This is a genomic window from Novipirellula sp. (assembly GCF_041583735.1).
In the GTDB taxonomy this organism is placed as follows: Bacteria; Planctomycetota; Planctomycetia; order Pirellulales; family Pirellulaceae; genus Novipirellula.
The window spans coordinates 1-15,124 of sequence record NZ_JBFHFD010000152.1 but is presented as its reverse complement, the minus strand read 5'-3'; the positions used below and the strand labels follow the sequence as shown (position 1 = coordinate 15,124).

Sequence of the window (15,124 nt, the reverse complement as noted above, 5' to 3'; positions counted from 1 at the left end):
GATTCGTAACGTTTTGTCCGCCAGATTGATTGCCTTGGCCGGCGAATTCGGCGGTGGATCTTCCTCGCGATTCACACACCAACGCTGACAGATCTGGTAGCGGTCACCCATGCGTTCGACCTGTGTGAATTTGATCGACCGGCTACCGATATCGATTCCGATCCAACCTCGTGGCGTTGACGCAAATGAGGTTCTCGCGTGGTGTTGTAATGTTGTCAGTACGGACATAACTGCGGCACCTTTATTGTGGCATGGACGAGACGTCCAGCAGTGGAAGGATGACCGAGAAAGCCACGCCCGCGACCACCATTCCTAGGAAGACAATCACGACCGGTTCGAGTAACTTGACTAAATCACGCAGATGACGTTCACCTTGGTCCTCGAAATACTCACCGACCATTTTTAAGACATCGCCAAGCTTGCCGGTCCTCTCTGCAGTCGCGACCATTTGCGCCGCACCCGAAGGCAGGAAGGGCGACGACAATAACGTCGGTCCAAGGCCTTCGCCGCGAAGTACCTCGGATTCAAGCCGTTCGTACATCGACCGAAACAAACTGTTGCTTGATGCCGAGCGGCACAAACGAATGCTTTCGATCAAGGGAACACCGCTGCTAAGCATGGTTCCAAGCAATCGAAATGTCCGTCCGGTCGACAGCGATCGAGTGGCTTTCTTGGCAAACGTGAAGTTCAGCGAAGCGTAGTCCCAAGCGTCGCGGACAAAGTTTGCATTTCGTAATGAATAAGCGGCAAACGCCAATCCAACGAATACCGCGCCGAGCAAAACGAAATGGCCGCGAACCAATTCACCCATGTTCAACATCAGCTGGGTGAACGGGGGCGGCGCCTTTTCTAAGTCCGCAAATACTTTCGCAAATTGAGGAAGGATAAAGAAGAACAGCACGACCAGCACCACCAACGTCACGACGCATAGCACCAACGGGTACATCAACGTCGACACTACCGTTTGTCGCATCCGCAAATCGCTACGTAGCAAATAGGTCAAACGCTCGAGCACCTCGGTGATCGAACCGCTTTGTTCGCCCGCGGCAATGCCGGCGACAAACATTTCATCAAAAACGTGAGGATGTTTTCGTAGTGCGCTGGCAAATGTCGACCCCCCTTCAATGTCTTCGCTAACACGGCTCATCACGGTTTGCAGTGCAGGGTTGGTGCACTGACCGGCAACCGATTTCAGTGCCTCGGAAAGATCGACCCCTGATTGGCTCATGATCGTGATCTGCGACAACATCATTACAATGTCGTTTTTTTTGATGCGGTTGCCGAACGAGATCGAAGCGGGACGCACCGCTTTGACTTTATCGGCACTGATTTGCAGCAAAAACAATCCTTGTTGTCGCAGCTGAGAACGTGCTTCGGCCAACGAATTGGCTTCGATGTCACCGAGGGTGATTTGGCCACTGCGTTCTTTGGCTCGATAGTTGAATTTCATGATCGGTTCCCTCACGGTTTAATCGACGAAAGCTACTCGTGATACTTCGTCGAGACTGACTTTCCCTTCCTCGGCTAAACGCATTCCCTCATCGACCAAAAACGTTCCGGATTGTTTCATGTGTTGATTGCGAATCGCTTCGATGTCGGCACCTGCGGAGATGATTTCTCGCATTTCACGGTCAACACATAGCACCTCGTACAGTCCGGTGCGTCCGCGTGAACCGGTGTCGTAACAATTGCGACATCCTTCGCCACGAACAAACGTGCGACGACGGTCCCCTTTGTATTGAAACGAGTCTAGGATTTCGGGGCTGGGAAAGTAGCTTTCTTTGCAGGTCGGACAAACCATCCGTACCAAACGTTGTGCGATGACTCCCAGCAACGCTGCCCCGATTTTAAACGGTTCGACCCCCATGTCGCGAAGCCGCGTGACGGCGCTGAAACTATCGTTGGTGTGCAGCGTGCTAAGGACCAAGTGGCCGGTCAACGCAGCTTGGATGGCAACGGCTGCGGTTTCCGCGTCACGAATCTCACCAACCATGATCACGTCGGGGTCTTGCCGCAGGATCGCACGCATCGCTCCGGGAAAGGACATCGGTTTGTTACCGCCGACGGGAACCTGAACAATTTGGTCCAAGTCATATTCAACCGGATCTTCCACTGTGACGATATTGCGTTCGACCGATTTGATCAGCTCCAGTGCAGAGTAGAGCGTGGTCGTTTTTCCGCTTCCGGTTGGTCCCGTGACCAGCACCAATCCATGGGGCCGATGCAACATTGCTTTGACGTCGCCCAATAATTTCGGAGGCACACCCAGTTCATCAAGATTGAATGTGACGTTTTGACGATCGAGCACGCGAATCACGACCTTTTCGCCGTGATTCGTTGGCAGTGTCGAAACCCGTAAATCGATTTCACGACCTTCGACGGTCAAGTGAATGCGTCCGTCTTGGGGGATGCGGTGTTCGGCGATGTCAAGTTTCGCCATCACCTTGAGCCTCGAGATAATTGCCGGATGAAAGTCGCGGCGAGGTCGCAACGTCTCACGCAACAAGCCATCCACGCGGAATCGTACCGACGTGCAGCGTTGTCCCGGTTCGACGTGAATGTCGCTTGCCTTTTGACGAACCGCGCTGACAATCATGTAATTGACGAGATTGATGATCGGGCTGCCGTTGGCTAACGACTGCAAATCCGCAATGTCGATGTTGAAATGATCCGCCTCTAAATTTACTGCGTCGGGATCCATGTCCGCAGTGACCGCATCGACCGCAAAGTCGTTCTCGTAGCAGCGAGGGAGCATCCGCTCGATTACCGATCGCAGCGTCAATACCGGTTTGACTTGCAGCCCGGTGATTCGTTCGATCTCGTCGACATGCTGAAGATTATGCGGGTCGACCATGGCAACGCTTAACTTGCCACGCACCTTGAACAGGACCAGTGCCTCCAGCGATTCGGCTTTTGCCTTGGGCAACAGCTGCACGACCGCAGGGTCGACCATTCCGTCACGTAGCAGCGCATAGGGAACGTCGCGTTGTTGACTCAAAAAACGCAGCAACGTGCCTTCATCGATCAAACCCAGTTCCAGCAGCGTCTCGCCCAGACGCGCACCTTTGGCGGTATGTTCGGTAAGTGCGGCTTCGAGCTCATCGCGGGTAAGTACACCGGCGCGGACCAAACGCTCGCCCAGCGGCAATGGCGTTTCCGATGCCGCTGCGTGACTTCGTTTTGCTCGTTCAATAACCAAACTCATCGCGAGAAACTCCCGACGGCGGAAACGACGTCATCGGAGATCGCAAAGTCGCGGTCTAGCTCGGTCGCTTGCAGGATTTCGGTGCACAGCGGATTGAGTGCGGCCAGGTGAATCGCTCCACCGTGTTGCAGACAGCGGTCTCGCAAATCCAATAAGAATTCCAGACCGGCGCTGTCGAGCAGGGGAATGTTGCGTAAATCAAATACGATCTTGGGCTGCCCATGCCCAAAACATTTCTCGCAGTGACCCGCCAATTCGACGGTATGCTCACGGCTTAAGGGATCATTCCCCGAGAGCACAAACACACTGCCTTGCTTGGAGCATTCGAACATTCGATTCACTCCAATTAATTCAGGGGTAAAGTCAGGGTGAAACGGGATCCCACATTCAGTTCGCTTGAGATGACAATTTCGCCACCGTGCAGTCTTGCGACTTCTTGCGAGAAGGCGAGTCCTAGGCCGCTGCCGCTGATCTCTTGGACCCGCGAGTCATGGCTGCGGAAGAATTTTTCACAAAGCCGTGGCAACTCCTCCGCAGAAATACCAAAACCCGTGTCCTCGACTTGCAATTGAATCCCCTCGGCATCGGTTTCGACCAACAGACGAACACTTCCGCCTGCGGGGGTGTACTTGGCCGCGTTGCTAAGTAAATTGACGAGTACTCCGGCAATCTTGTCTTTATCAATTCGCAGTTTTGGTAACTTCGCTGGTAACTTGCTTTCAAACGCTAAAGTTTTCTCTTGTAGCGAAGGCTGAACTTTTTCGATCACTTCATCAATCAAACGCTGCATGTCGGTTTCGTGACGCACGACCGAGATCGCGCCCGATTCCATCTGGCTCACGTCAAGTAGGTCGTCGACAAAACGGGCCAACCGAGTCGCTTCGGACATCAAAATGTTGTAAAAGCCCTTTTGATGTTCGACATCGATGTCGTCATTGTCGATCAACGTTTCGGCGTAGGCTTTGATATTCGCCAGCGGCGTTCGCAGTTCATGCGTCGCGGTGAACACAAATTGGTTCCGCATTTCTTCGGCAAGTTTCTGTTGTGTGACGTCGCGAAGACTCCACAACGAACTACCTTGCTCGAACGCGTCGCCGATCAACGGGGTGCGGCTCAATCGCCAAACACCAGCGGAAAGTTCGTTGCCGAGCAACAATTCGATCGTGAAACTGTTTGATTTTTGTTGTTGCTCATCCAGCTCCGCAGCGCTGGCGGGACTGACGGCGGTGGCGAACCACTGGCCGAGTTCGCGTCCGGCGACATCACTTGCCGACGCGGCGCCAACCATGGCCACCAACGCATTGTTGGCAAGCACGACATTGCCGTTGGGATTCGTCAATGCGACCCCTTCGGACAACGCGTTGAAAATACCTTCCCATCGTTTGCCGGCGGAAGCGTCAAGAGTTTCACGCAGCCGCTCTTCGAGTGAGCCGAGTGTTCCTTGTTCGTTGATTTGTCGCAGCAATTTGTTCCATCCCGCCGCGACGGGAGTGGTGGCAATCAGCGGGACGAGCTCTGCAGGGGAGCTGCAGACGCCAGTGGTGATATGTTGCAGTTGGTTTTCGATTGATTCATTGATTTGAACCGATCGCCGCATGATAAAGCTGCCGACCAAAAGCAAAAACAGCGGAACCGCCACCGTGATCGAGACGGATTCAATCAGGGCTCCTCGCCATGCGAGCGTTAATGCAACGCTGACGACTCCAAAGATCGAAGCCAGACCGCACATTAAATATCGGTCAACGATTCGGCTGCTTAGCGACGGGATTGCGTTGGAGATAGGATTCATGAATGCGGTTTGGGGTTCACGAATACACGGCGCTGGTGTCTTCGCTGGCAGTGAGCAATTCGTTTACGACGGCAACAATTTCTCGGATACTAAACGGCTTGAGAACAAGTTTGGCGATATTCCAATCACGCCGCAGTTGTTCTCGATCCAATTCCATCCCCTTGGCTGAACACATGATGATGAACATCGCATCGAGTGATCGGTTTTGTCGGATGTAATGACAGAGTTCCGCTCCGTCGACATTGGGCATTTGGTAATCGGTTATCAACAGGTCGAACGATTCGTTGGCGAGCGATTCCATTGCCTCGGCACCATCGTGGGCAATGGTGACGTCAAAGCCGGAACGCTGGAGATTGAATCGCAGCACATCGCCAAGGACGCGATTGTCCTCTGTGATTAAGATCCGTCTTTTTAAATCACTCATTGAATTGGCCTAATAGGAATGATTGCGTTCACCGTGCGGAGGTCGGTGAACGCAATCGTCATGGATGGGCTGTGAAGTGGGGTATCGCGACCAGAAGCCTGGGCTGACCGCACGCAAACGCGGCTACCATTTCGTGATAAAGCCCGAGTCGTTAACACAAAACTCACCCGTGGATTCGTCATAAATCCAACCCCCAGCGGCAGTGGCAGTTTCAAGCGGTGAAGTTCCTGCCACGATGCCGGCCCCTGGCATGGATCCCACTTGGGTCGCAGGAAAGGCGCCTTGCAAATAAGGCTTCAAATCGGTTGTGAAGGTGGACAGTTCTGGGTAGTCACCGGTTTGCGCTTTATACAAATCAATGGCATCGCGAATCACGACCAGCGATTGTCGTGTTGCGTTGTCACGCGCATTGCCGGCGGTATCAAACATGCGGGGAGCGGCAACGGCGGCTAGGATGCCCAGAATCAGCACCACGACGACCAATTCCACCAACGTAAACCCTTTGCGACACCAACGTCTTGTCTTGAACACTTTGCATTTACCCCTACGGAAGTACGATTAATGCCGAGTGACTGAACATTCCCGGCTTACGTAAAAACATAGGACGCAATTAAGGAATGTCCGGAAAGTCAAGAAAATTATTCTCACGTAATTTTCGGGGGGATTCTCGATTTTGCGGGCTAACCTTGGACAGTTGCGAGACTTCCCTCGTCTCGTTTGTTCACGCGAATCCCGTTGATGTGAGTCCTTCTGATGTCCGAACACCGTGCTCAGCGTTTGCTCGAAACGAGACATCGACAGCGTCCCCAAGAGGTCGCTGAGATCCTGCAAAAACATTTTGGCACCCCCTTTCACCTTGTCACACAACAGGGCTCGGTGCGGCTGAGTGTTTCGTCGCTCCAGACGGATCAAGTTGAACACACTCATCTGTCACTCCCCGAAACGCTGCAAGTCGATGCGTTACTGGCGGCTCAAGAACCCTCGGTGCAGGCGATTTCCGCGGAAAAGGCGGTTTTGGCGGTTCCGCTGGGGAATCGTATCACGCCTTTTGTGTTGTGTGGAATCATTGACGCAAGTGATGCTAATTTGAGCATCCCATTGGCAAACATGGTGGTCGAAAATTGGAAGTGCAAACAAGAGATTGCGTCGCGTGATTCACAGCTCGATCAATACGCTTCACAAGTCACGCGCGATTTCGAAGAACTCAGTTGGTTACGTTCGCTTGCCGAGAGGCCGGAGCTGTGGCATCCACAGAACGATTTGAAAAATATTGCCAGTGTCATCCTGCCTCCGCTGTGCGATGTTTTGTCCGTCGAAGCAATTTTTCTGTTCGTAACGGATACGCAAACAGGTGCGGATACGCTGGCATTCCGTGCTGGCGAAACGGAGGTTCATGACCACACGATGATGCAATTGGTGGGTCAGTTTGCGGATCAAATCGTCGAACAGCCAGTGGTTCGTAATTCCAATAGCCTTCACAGGGGGTGGCAGAACCTCGAGGGAATCCGAAGTTGTGCGTTGGTCCCGATTGCCAACAACGCTCAGCGGTTTGGCTGGTTGGTGATGGTTAACAAATTGGCTCGGCCCGATGCGGACTGCCTCGCTGACCTGTCACCGCAGCTGCGTGAATTCGGCACGTTCGAAGCGGGGTTGCTTCAGTCGGCCGGGCTGAACTTAGCGGCACACGCCAGCAATCTGCAATCGTTCCGCCAGATCGAGGACCTCGTCGTCGGAGTCATTCGAGCGATGATCAATTCGATCGACGCAAAAGATGCCTACACTCGCGGTCATAGCGATCGTGTGGCCGCGATGGGACGAACGCTCGCGGCAAAATTAGGACTCGATCCGCAAGAGCAACACAATGTCTATATGTCGGGGTTGCTACATGACATTGGCAAAATTGGAGTGCCCGATTCGGTACTCGGCAAACCGACTCGGCTAAGCGAAGAAGAGTTTGCGATTGTCCAACGCCATCCTGAAATCGGATATTCGATCCTGAAGCATCTGAAGCAACTCGACTTCGTGCTTCCAGGCGTGCTACACCATCACGAATGCTTTGATGGAAGCGGCTATCCGCATGGGTTGGCTGGCGAAGAGATCCCTTTGATGGGGCGGATCTTGGCGGTTGCCGATGCTTACGACGCGATGACGAGTACGCGGCCCTATCGAAATGGAATGCCCCGAGCGAAAGCCGAAGCCATTCTGCGAGCCGGAGCGGGCGAGCAATGGGACAACCAAATCATCGACGCGTTCATGCAGTGTGCCGATGAGATGTACGGCATCTGTCAGGTCAATCGCCAGCATCCGACGCTGCTGCTCAATGACCGTCCGAGCAACGATCCAGCATGGGACGAAATTGATGTCGCGGTGAACTTGTCGCTCAGCAAGTAGCGTTGTTCTCGATCGATCGAAAGCGTCATTTTTTTCGCCGCAATTTCACGCGGCGATTTCTCGAGCGTCGCTCTATCGACTTGGGGAGCTTCGTTTCGTTTTTCCGTCGATTCTCTTTTCGACGTTCCGGATTATCACGTTTTTCGAGTAGATGGAGGAGTTCCTCGGGAATCTCGGGATCGTTGGGCATCGTTAGATGATCTCCGCGCTAAGAAGCCATTTGGACCCCACGTCACTGGACATCCAAATTAGAAGGGTGGATAGACGTGGGATCCGGTTCGTAATCGACCGGTGGATAACCGTCATTGCCGATTGAGTCTTGGATTATCACCGCTTCGGCTGATTGATCCACGAAACGTCGGTTGTTTGTGCGTGATGATGAACTTTGCGTTGGACGGGAAGAGAACGGTTGGAATTTGCGCCGCGTGTTACTGGGTTCGCTTAGTTCCGGTTCCCAATATCGTCGATCAGTCGGTTGCAATCCATCATGGAACAGGGGCGTCGATGACTGGTCGACCTCTGCGGGATGGATGCTGCGGCATCCAGGAACGTCTGGCAAGATACGTGGCAACAACGCGATAATGATTTCGCTTCGCTCGCGTTGCAGTTCGTGGCGTTGAAACAGCTTGCCCACCAGCCACAAATCACCGAGCCATGGAATCCGACTTTGACCATTGTTGTTGGTTTCTTTGATTAAACCGCCGATCAACATCGCCTCGCCATCGGCCAACATGATCCGTGTTTGTAACTGAGTCGTTTCACTCTCCGGAAGACTGGTGGTGGTATTAATTCGTCCGGTGGAAACCTCGGGGTTGACCTGCATCACAATCTGGCCATCCTCGGTGATGGTGGGGGTCACTTCGAGAATGACACCGACATCGAGAAAATTGACACTCTGCAGCGTGCTTGTCTGGGTCGTGGTGGTGAGCAGATAGCCAATTTGCCCGCCCACCTGGATGCGAGCTTGTTGTCCGTTGAGCACCGCAATCTTAGGCGACGCAAGCGTTTTGGAATCGGTCGTACTTTTGATTGCTTCGATCACCCCGTTAAGGTCGCGGCCTTCGACACTTAATACCCCGGTGGGCTGGGTTCCACCTTTGGTAAAGTTTTTCGCCTCCAACTTGATCGGCGACCCCGCGATGCGGAGCATGTTACTCATGTCGATCCCGTGTCGGTTGTCTTCACCCAGTTCGACTTGCAACACATGGGCTTCGACGATCACTTGACGTGGGGCACGATCCACCTGAGCGATGTATTCTTCGACTCGCCACAGATACATCGGCAAGTCCTCGACCACCAACTGCTCTTGCGTCCGTCGATGGTCGGTGGACATCGATTGATTCAGGAAGACTTGGCCAACAGGCGAGAGCATTCCCTTGACGATTTTTTCTGCGTCCTCGGCTGAGATATAGTCCAACGAGAAGACACGCATTTCGCGTCCTTGCAGGTTCGCTGGGCCTTTGGTTTCGCTGGAGATATTAGAAACGACAATGATGTTGTTTCGCTGAGTCCAGGTCAAACCGTTGGCGGGAAGAATGGAATTCAGGGCGTCCGAAAGCGAAACGTCGGTCAGTTTTACAGTGATCCGCTGGCTGACATCGCCGCTGGTGATCACGTTGAGTCCTTGTTGCTCGGCGATCAAATTCAGCACCGAGTCGACCGTGGCGTCAATGATGTTGATCGAGATTCCATGGTGGATTGCGTCGGAATACAAGGGTTCTTGATTCGTTGTCGGCGCCGCCAATCCGACTCGATCGGAACGCGAATGGGCAGGCGACTGCCAAGCGGTTTGCGCGACAGCCGTCTTTCTTCGCCAATTCGGATCGGGCTTGCTAAGTGGTTGCGATGAACGATCGCCATGTGCCGCAGGTGTCGAGGATTGCAATGATCGCGGGGCGCGAATCTGCTCGGCAAACGTGTCGCAATACGCTGTCGAGGGGCAGCACCCCAACCACGCCAGCAGCAGGATTGCTGCATAACGCCCCGGTCCTCGAGAAACGAAGATGCCGCAGTTTCGATTTTGCAACGACGGCAGTTTCATGGGGGCGTATGGCTTGTCCAAAGTCGGTAATCAGAAGAATCGTTACAGCTTCTATCGGCGCTTCCTGGTTCGCATAATCAGAAAACTCGGGAAAATCGGAACGCCTTTCCTAGCTTAACGAAAAGGTTGCTTGGGCTGATTCGCTAATTGCGGGTTAGAGTTGCTTGGTGAATTGGTAGCAATAGGCTCGTATTTTCAGTTCGGCTAGGCAACTCGATGAAGGCTGCAAAAGAAAAGACAGCATCGCAATTGTCGAGAATGCTAGCAACGCCGGCATCCCCCGCATTGACGCAAAAACAATCGGCGTGCGCCCCGGTTCGTTCGGGGCTTTCGCTGATCGAGATCACGATCGTGTTGGTCATCCTTGGTATCATGACCGCGGCTGCGGCGCCGCGCTGGGCCGATTCGCTACAACGCTACCGTGTCGCGAATACGGCGAACCGAATGGTTGCCGATCTGAAGCGAGCCCAATTGACAGCATTCCGCTCAAGTGCCGCAAAAACTGTCACGTTTGATGTGGATCGCGAGCAATACTCGATCGCGGATGTCCGGCCGCTTGAACGCCCCTCGGGGGACTATCTCGTAAAGCTAAGTGAGCCGCCCTATCAATCGTCTTTGGTTTCGGTATGGGGCCGGACCGGTACTCAGACGCTGACGTTTAACGGGTTTGGGATTCCCAATCGAGGTGGAAACATCATCGTTGGGTCGGGACGTTTGCAAACGACGATCACCGTGGACGCTGTCACGGGAACGGCGGTGATTCAATGAAACGGTCTTGCACCTTACAGTCATATGTCGCAACTGTCGCCAGTGGCGGAGGACCACGTCGCGGCATGCTGCTGATGGAATTAGTCGTCGCGTTGTTGGTGTCGAGCATCATTATTGCCGGGCTTCACGCGAGTCTCGCGATTTCGGTTCGCAGCATCCCTGATTCCGATGGCAGCACCGCATCCGCGCTTCGCGGAACTCGCATTGCCGATCAATTGGCAACGGAACTTGAAACGGCGGTCCACATCACCGAACGTTCGGCGACTACCATCGGATTTACCGTACCGGACCGCGACGGCGATGGTTTTGCCGAGCGAATTCGTTACGCATGGACGGGGACCCCGGGAGGACCGCTGACGCGACAATACAACGGGTCAACGCCGCTAACGATCGCCGATGATGTCGAGCGGTTTAGTTTGACACCCAACTTTCAAAGTGTTGCCGAGACCTATCCGAGCGTGGGGATCGAAGACACCTATGAATCGCTATTGATCGATCGCTCGGCAACCAGCGGGCTTGGTAATAATGAAATCAAATCCGACGACTGGGTGGGGCAACATTACGCAATGACATTGCCTGCGGGAGCCTATACGTGGCGTCCCACGCGTGTGCAGTTCCGAGCGCAGAAGTCTTCCTTCAGTTTCTTTTATCGTACGATTCGTGCTCAGATGCTTCCCGCGTCGATCAATCTCACTCCCTACGGCAGTTCGGATGAACAAGAGACGGTATATGTGCTGCTGAGTAGTTACGAGTGGTACGAGGCCCGATTCGACGAACTGGCCCCGCATGCCTCCGGTGCTGCTCTCTGTTTGGTGTTGGATCGTAATCAATCGAATTCCGGGGTCGATTTACAAAGTACGAGTGACGCGTCTGGATTGCTCAAGTCGTCCAACGGTGGCACGACATGGTCCTACAACAACGGAACATCCTTGGTTTCGCGATTATACGGGAAATTGACTCGTGCCAGCGGAAGCCTTTCTCTGAGCAGCAATTATCTGACGTCGATGGACGTGACGATGCGAATGAAACCCAATACGCCCACATTGAACTGGACAATTGCGTGTTTGAATCATCCCGAGTTACTGTCCAATAAATGGGAAGCCACGTTCGACCAAAATCCAACAACCATGGATGTCAACGGAGATGCCGCAGGCGACTGGATCGTCGGCGACGGTGACACATTTGATGTCGACTCGCTCGTTGATGGAGTTTGGCGGACAAACGGAACTCAGTTGAAGACCACTCCTGATTGCGATTTTGATACGCCAACCGTTGTCGATGTCAAATTCCAGAACACAAGTGTGGGAGGAAACGGAGCGACATTTAAGATCAATCCGTTTCGATCCGGAGCCACCTGCGCTGCGGTGCTCGCTTCATTGACGAAACAATCCGACGGCAGCCAAACGTTGACCTTGGCGACTAAATCGTCCGACGCGAACACACGCACCTTGATCAAGGTGCCGGGGCTACCCAATCAGCCGGTGTACTTGCATTTGATCCTTGATCCAGATGCCTCCAGTGTCAGTGTCAGTATCGACGAGGTCCAGTACGGGACGTACGCATTGTCTCCCTTTAAATCGACCGACGCCAACCGGTCGGCATGTCTTGGTGCCGACGCGAGCGATGCCGAATTCTCGTATGCTCGCGTTCGGGTGATGGAGCCACGGCCATGACCGGGAGGGCACAATCTCGCCGCGAAGACAACGAGCGACGTCACGGTTTTGCACTGCTGGACGCGGTGATTTCTGTGATGCTGGTCGGCATCTTGATGGTCGGGGCATTGCAAACGATCGGTGCGTCCAAGCGACGCGAAGGGGCGACGCTGGATCGGTTGTTGGGACAACAATTGGCGGGCGCGATGATGAACGAGATCCTATTGCAAGCGTACCGCGAGCCCGAAACAGACAAGGAGGCGACGTTTGGAACGGAATCGGGAGAATCAACTGGCGATCGATCGCAGTTTGACGACGTGGATGACTTTCATGATTGGAGTGCATCGCCGCCTCAAGATCGCAGCGGTGGGACGATCCGTGGATTCGATCAATGGTCACGCCATGTTCGCGTTACTTGGGCGGATGCTGAAACGTTAAGCGAAACGACCGCCACCAACACGGGGCTGAAGAAGATTCTTGTGACTGTTTCTCAAAATGGCCACGTCGTCAGTACGTTAGTCGGTTACCGCAGCATCGGATGGGTTCAAACGATCCCCGCCCCGTCCGACGCCACCGGCAATCATGCTCCGGTGGCCGTCGCTACATCCCCCGATCTGAGCCGCGATGTGGGACAGACGGTTGAGTTTGACGGTGATGGGTCGAGCGACCAAGACGGCGACTATTTGTCCTACGTTTGGGACTTTGGCGACGGCAGCAAAGGCAGCGGAATCAGTACCACTCATTTTTATAACACACCTGGAAACTACACCTGCACGCTAACGGTCTACGACGGTCGTGGGGGAACCGCCGCTGCTGCGTTGACCGTGGTGATTGCACCTTGATGCGTCACAAGTGATGTGGGAATCCACACAAACAATATCCTTGATACCGGACTCAATCACGTGAATCTCAGTCGTCGCGACGACCGCCGCCTCTGCCGACCATGCCGCCCGCGCTCACGCGACGGAGCGATCTATGCAGTCGTTCTGTTTTCGTCGCTGATCGTGGCCTCGATCGGATTGGCGTCACTGCAGTTGATGCGTTTGCAGGGTCGTAGTGCCGAGGAGAGTGACGACTTTATTGCCGCACGCGTGTACGCCCGCGCTGCGGTGGATATCGGCATGCTGAGAATTCGAACCGATCCTTTTTGGCGAACCCATTTTGGCAATGGTGATTGGATCACCCAGCAAACGATTGATCGTGGCACCTTTTCGCTGTCCGCGACCGATCCCGTCGATGACGACGTTGCGGTCGGCGATAACCATCCCATCATCCTGACAGGGACGGGCCGCCAAGGGGATGCAATGTTCCAAACCTCGGTGCGTTTAGAAGTCGGTCCGCGAACGGGATCGTGTCTCGAGGTGTCGATGATCAGCGGCGATGATATCGACGTCGACGGTGCCACGCTCTCGAGCGACCAAACGATTTGTGCTAACGAAAAAGTGGACGCGGGCGGCGGTTCGATTGTCAACGCTAACGTCGAGGCGTATGACGACATCAACGGTGCTAGCTACACCAAATCAACTCAACTGCGTTCGACGCGGCGCACCATGCCCGACCCGCTACACACGCTGGACTATTACTTGTCGCATGGGACGACGATTGATTATTCGTCGCTGCGTACCTGGCCCCAACCCGAGATCTTGGTAAACACGACGTTCGAATCGGGCACGCAAAACTGGGGGCCGCTGGGCGACTGTTCGCTGCAACGCAGTTTTACCCAGAAAAAGGATGGGATTTACTCGCTGCGAGTCACCGGACGCGCGGACAATAACGCGGTGGCAGCACAAAATCTATCGCTCTCAAGTCTCCGTAGCGGCGATACCTACGATGTCCTGCTAAACGTGTTTCCTACTGCCAATGCGAAAGTTCAGGCCGTATTGATGCTGGAAACAACCGAATCCAGTACGCTCTCATTTATGACTCCGGTGACAACGCTTGAAATCAACAAGTGGGGCAGCGTGGGCGGCCGTTTTTCTCCGACCTGGACGGGAACACTTACCCAGGCGACGCTGCGGCTTTCAATCGACGTTGCCAACGATTATTTCATGGACACTGTCAGTTTGCGGAATACAACCTACCCGTCGGACTCGTATGTGTTGGACGGATTACTGACGCCAACCAACAATCCTTTTGGCGCAACGACCAACGCCCAAGGGATCTATCTGATCAACTGCGCAGGCAAAGATGTACGGGTGGGTAAATCCAGGATCGTTGGCACGTTGGTGTTTCTTCATCCCGGCCAAGACTCGATCATTCAAGGCCCCTTGGTGTGGGAACCCGCCGAACTGAACTACCCCGCACTACTTACCAACGACGCGCTGCGGATAGGATTATCGTCAGCCGGTTTTAACGAGACGAATGTGGGCGTCAATTTGAATCCGCCCGAGACGCCGTATCCGATGAACGGCGGGACATCCAACACGACGTTCTCTGACACCGACTCGTATCCCTCGGAAATTTCGGGACTGATCTACTCCACAGGCGACTTAAAGTTCTCAGCTGAATCGAAGATTAGTGGGGTGGTTATTGCCCACGAAAAAATCAATATCCAGGCTACATCGCTGAACCTGAATTACGACAGCCGCTATTTAGAAAATCCACCGCCGGGATTCGATGCCGACTCTGTCACGATGAAGGTCGTGCCGGGAACGTGGCAACGTGAGGTGAATTAGTTCGAAGAGGCGAAAATCACGTGCCCCGCGTCGTCACGCTGGACCGCCGACGATAACAGGGTGGGATGTCCCCAGCGGTCGCCGTGGACCGCATGGACTTGGTGGAGCATCTCATCCGCTTCGCGTCGTCTGGACAACGTCTTGATGTATTGTTGGCGTTGTTCGCCGGAACTAAATTC

The 15,124-nt window shown here is 54.1% G+C and carries 13 protein-coding genes and 1 pseudogene; 5 read left to right on the top strand and 9 right to left on the bottom strand.

Annotated features, from left to right (window positions below; all coding sequences use genetic code 11):
- From ABX962_RS13520 to ABX962_RS13490, 7 genes are all read right to left on the bottom strand, one after another.
- A partial coding sequence (locus ABX962_RS13520; protein ID WP_372720225.1) for a hypothetical protein occupies nucleotides 1–228 on the bottom strand: 228 nt, incomplete at its 3' end.
- A gap of 13 nt (nucleotides 229–241) precedes the next feature.
- Nucleotides 242–1,450 carry a type II secretion system F family protein gene (locus ABX962_RS13515; RefSeq protein ID WP_372720223.1) on the bottom strand — a complete coding sequence of 403 codons (1,209 nt, stop codon included), beginning with the start codon at nucleotides 1,448–1,450 and terminating at the stop codon, nucleotides 242–244.
- Between the two features lie 18 nt (nucleotides 1,451–1,468).
- Nucleotides 1,469–3,205, bottom strand: coding sequence for a GspE/PulE family protein (locus ABX962_RS13510; protein ID WP_372720221.1), 1,737 nt, complete (start codon nucleotides 3,203–3,205; stop codon nucleotides 1,469–1,471).
- Nucleotides 3,202–3,537: an STAS domain-containing protein gene (locus ABX962_RS13505; RefSeq protein ID WP_372720219.1), complete on the bottom strand. Its 336-nt coding sequence runs from the start codon at nucleotides 3,535–3,537 to the stop codon at nucleotides 3,202–3,204. The genes ABX962_RS13510 and ABX962_RS13505 overlap by 4 nt, the downstream gene beginning before the upstream one ends.
- A 14-nt stretch (nucleotides 3,538–3,551) precedes the next feature.
- On the bottom strand, nucleotides 3,552–4,994 hold the full coding sequence (locus ABX962_RS13500) for an ATP-binding protein (RefSeq protein WP_372720217.1): 1,443 nt from the start codon (nucleotides 4,992–4,994) through the stop codon (nucleotides 3,552–3,554).
- Between the two features lie 16 nt (nucleotides 4,995–5,010).
- Entirely contained in the window at nucleotides 5,011–5,418 is a 408-nt protein-coding gene (locus ABX962_RS13495) for a response regulator (protein ID WP_372720215.1), read from the bottom strand.
- A 123-nt stretch (nucleotides 5,419–5,541) separates the two neighbouring features.
- Nucleotides 5,542–5,949, bottom strand: coding sequence for a prepilin-type N-terminal cleavage/methylation domain-containing protein (locus ABX962_RS13490; RefSeq protein ID WP_372720213.1), 408 nt, complete (start codon nucleotides 5,947–5,949; stop codon nucleotides 5,542–5,544).
- 222 nt (nucleotides 5,950–6,171) lie between these two features.
- Between ABX962_RS13490 and ABX962_RS13485 the strand changes: the two genes are divergently transcribed.
- Nucleotides 6,172–7,809 (top strand): HD-GYP domain-containing protein, encoded by a 1,638-nt coding sequence (locus tag ABX962_RS13485; RefSeq protein ID WP_372720211.1) that lies wholly within the window; start codon nucleotides 6,172–6,174, stop codon nucleotides 7,807–7,809.
- A 232-nt stretch (nucleotides 7,810–8,041) separates the two neighbouring features.
- Here the strand turns inward: ABX962_RS13485 and ABX962_RS13480 are convergent, their stop codons facing one another.
- The gene (locus tag ABX962_RS13480; RefSeq protein ID WP_372720209.1) at nucleotides 8,042–9,850 is read right to left on the bottom strand and encodes a hypothetical protein; all 1,809 of its coding nucleotides are present in this window, start codon (nucleotides 9,848–9,850) and stop codon (nucleotides 8,042–8,044) included.
- A gap of 216 nt (nucleotides 9,851–10,066) precedes the next feature.
- Here ABX962_RS13480 and ABX962_RS13475 point away from each other — a divergent pair, with 216 nt between their 5' ends.
- From ABX962_RS13475 to ABX962_RS13460, 4 genes are read left to right on the top strand one after another with little or no spacing between them, the layout of a single operon-like run.
- Nucleotides 10,067–10,618, top strand: coding sequence for a GspH/FimT family pseudopilin (locus ABX962_RS13475; RefSeq protein WP_372720207.1), 552 nt, complete (start codon nucleotides 10,067–10,069; stop codon nucleotides 10,616–10,618).
- Nucleotides 10,615–12,291 (top strand): type II secretion system protein J, encoded by a 1,677-nt coding sequence (locus tag ABX962_RS13470; protein WP_372720205.1) that lies wholly within the window; start codon nucleotides 10,615–10,617, stop codon nucleotides 12,289–12,291. Before ABX962_RS13475 ends, ABX962_RS13470 begins: the two co-directional genes overlap by 4 nt.
- Nucleotides 12,288–13,112: a PKD domain-containing protein gene (locus ABX962_RS13465; protein ID WP_372720203.1), complete on the top strand. Its 825-nt coding sequence runs from the start codon at nucleotides 12,288–12,290 to the stop codon at nucleotides 13,110–13,112. The genes ABX962_RS13470 and ABX962_RS13465 overlap by 4 nt, the downstream gene beginning before the upstream one ends.
- A 15-nt stretch (nucleotides 13,113–13,127) precedes the next feature.
- Nucleotides 13,128–14,945 (top strand): carbohydrate binding domain-containing protein, encoded by a 1,818-nt coding sequence (locus ABX962_RS13460; RefSeq protein WP_372720201.1) that lies wholly within the window; start codon nucleotides 13,128–13,130, stop codon nucleotides 14,943–14,945.
- Here the strand turns inward: ABX962_RS13460 and ABX962_RS13455 are convergent.
- Nucleotides 14,942–15,124: pseudogene (locus ABX962_RS13455) on the bottom strand (hypothetical protein); the annotation flags it as partial. The gene ABX962_RS13460 and the pseudogene ABX962_RS13455 overlap by 4 nt on opposite strands.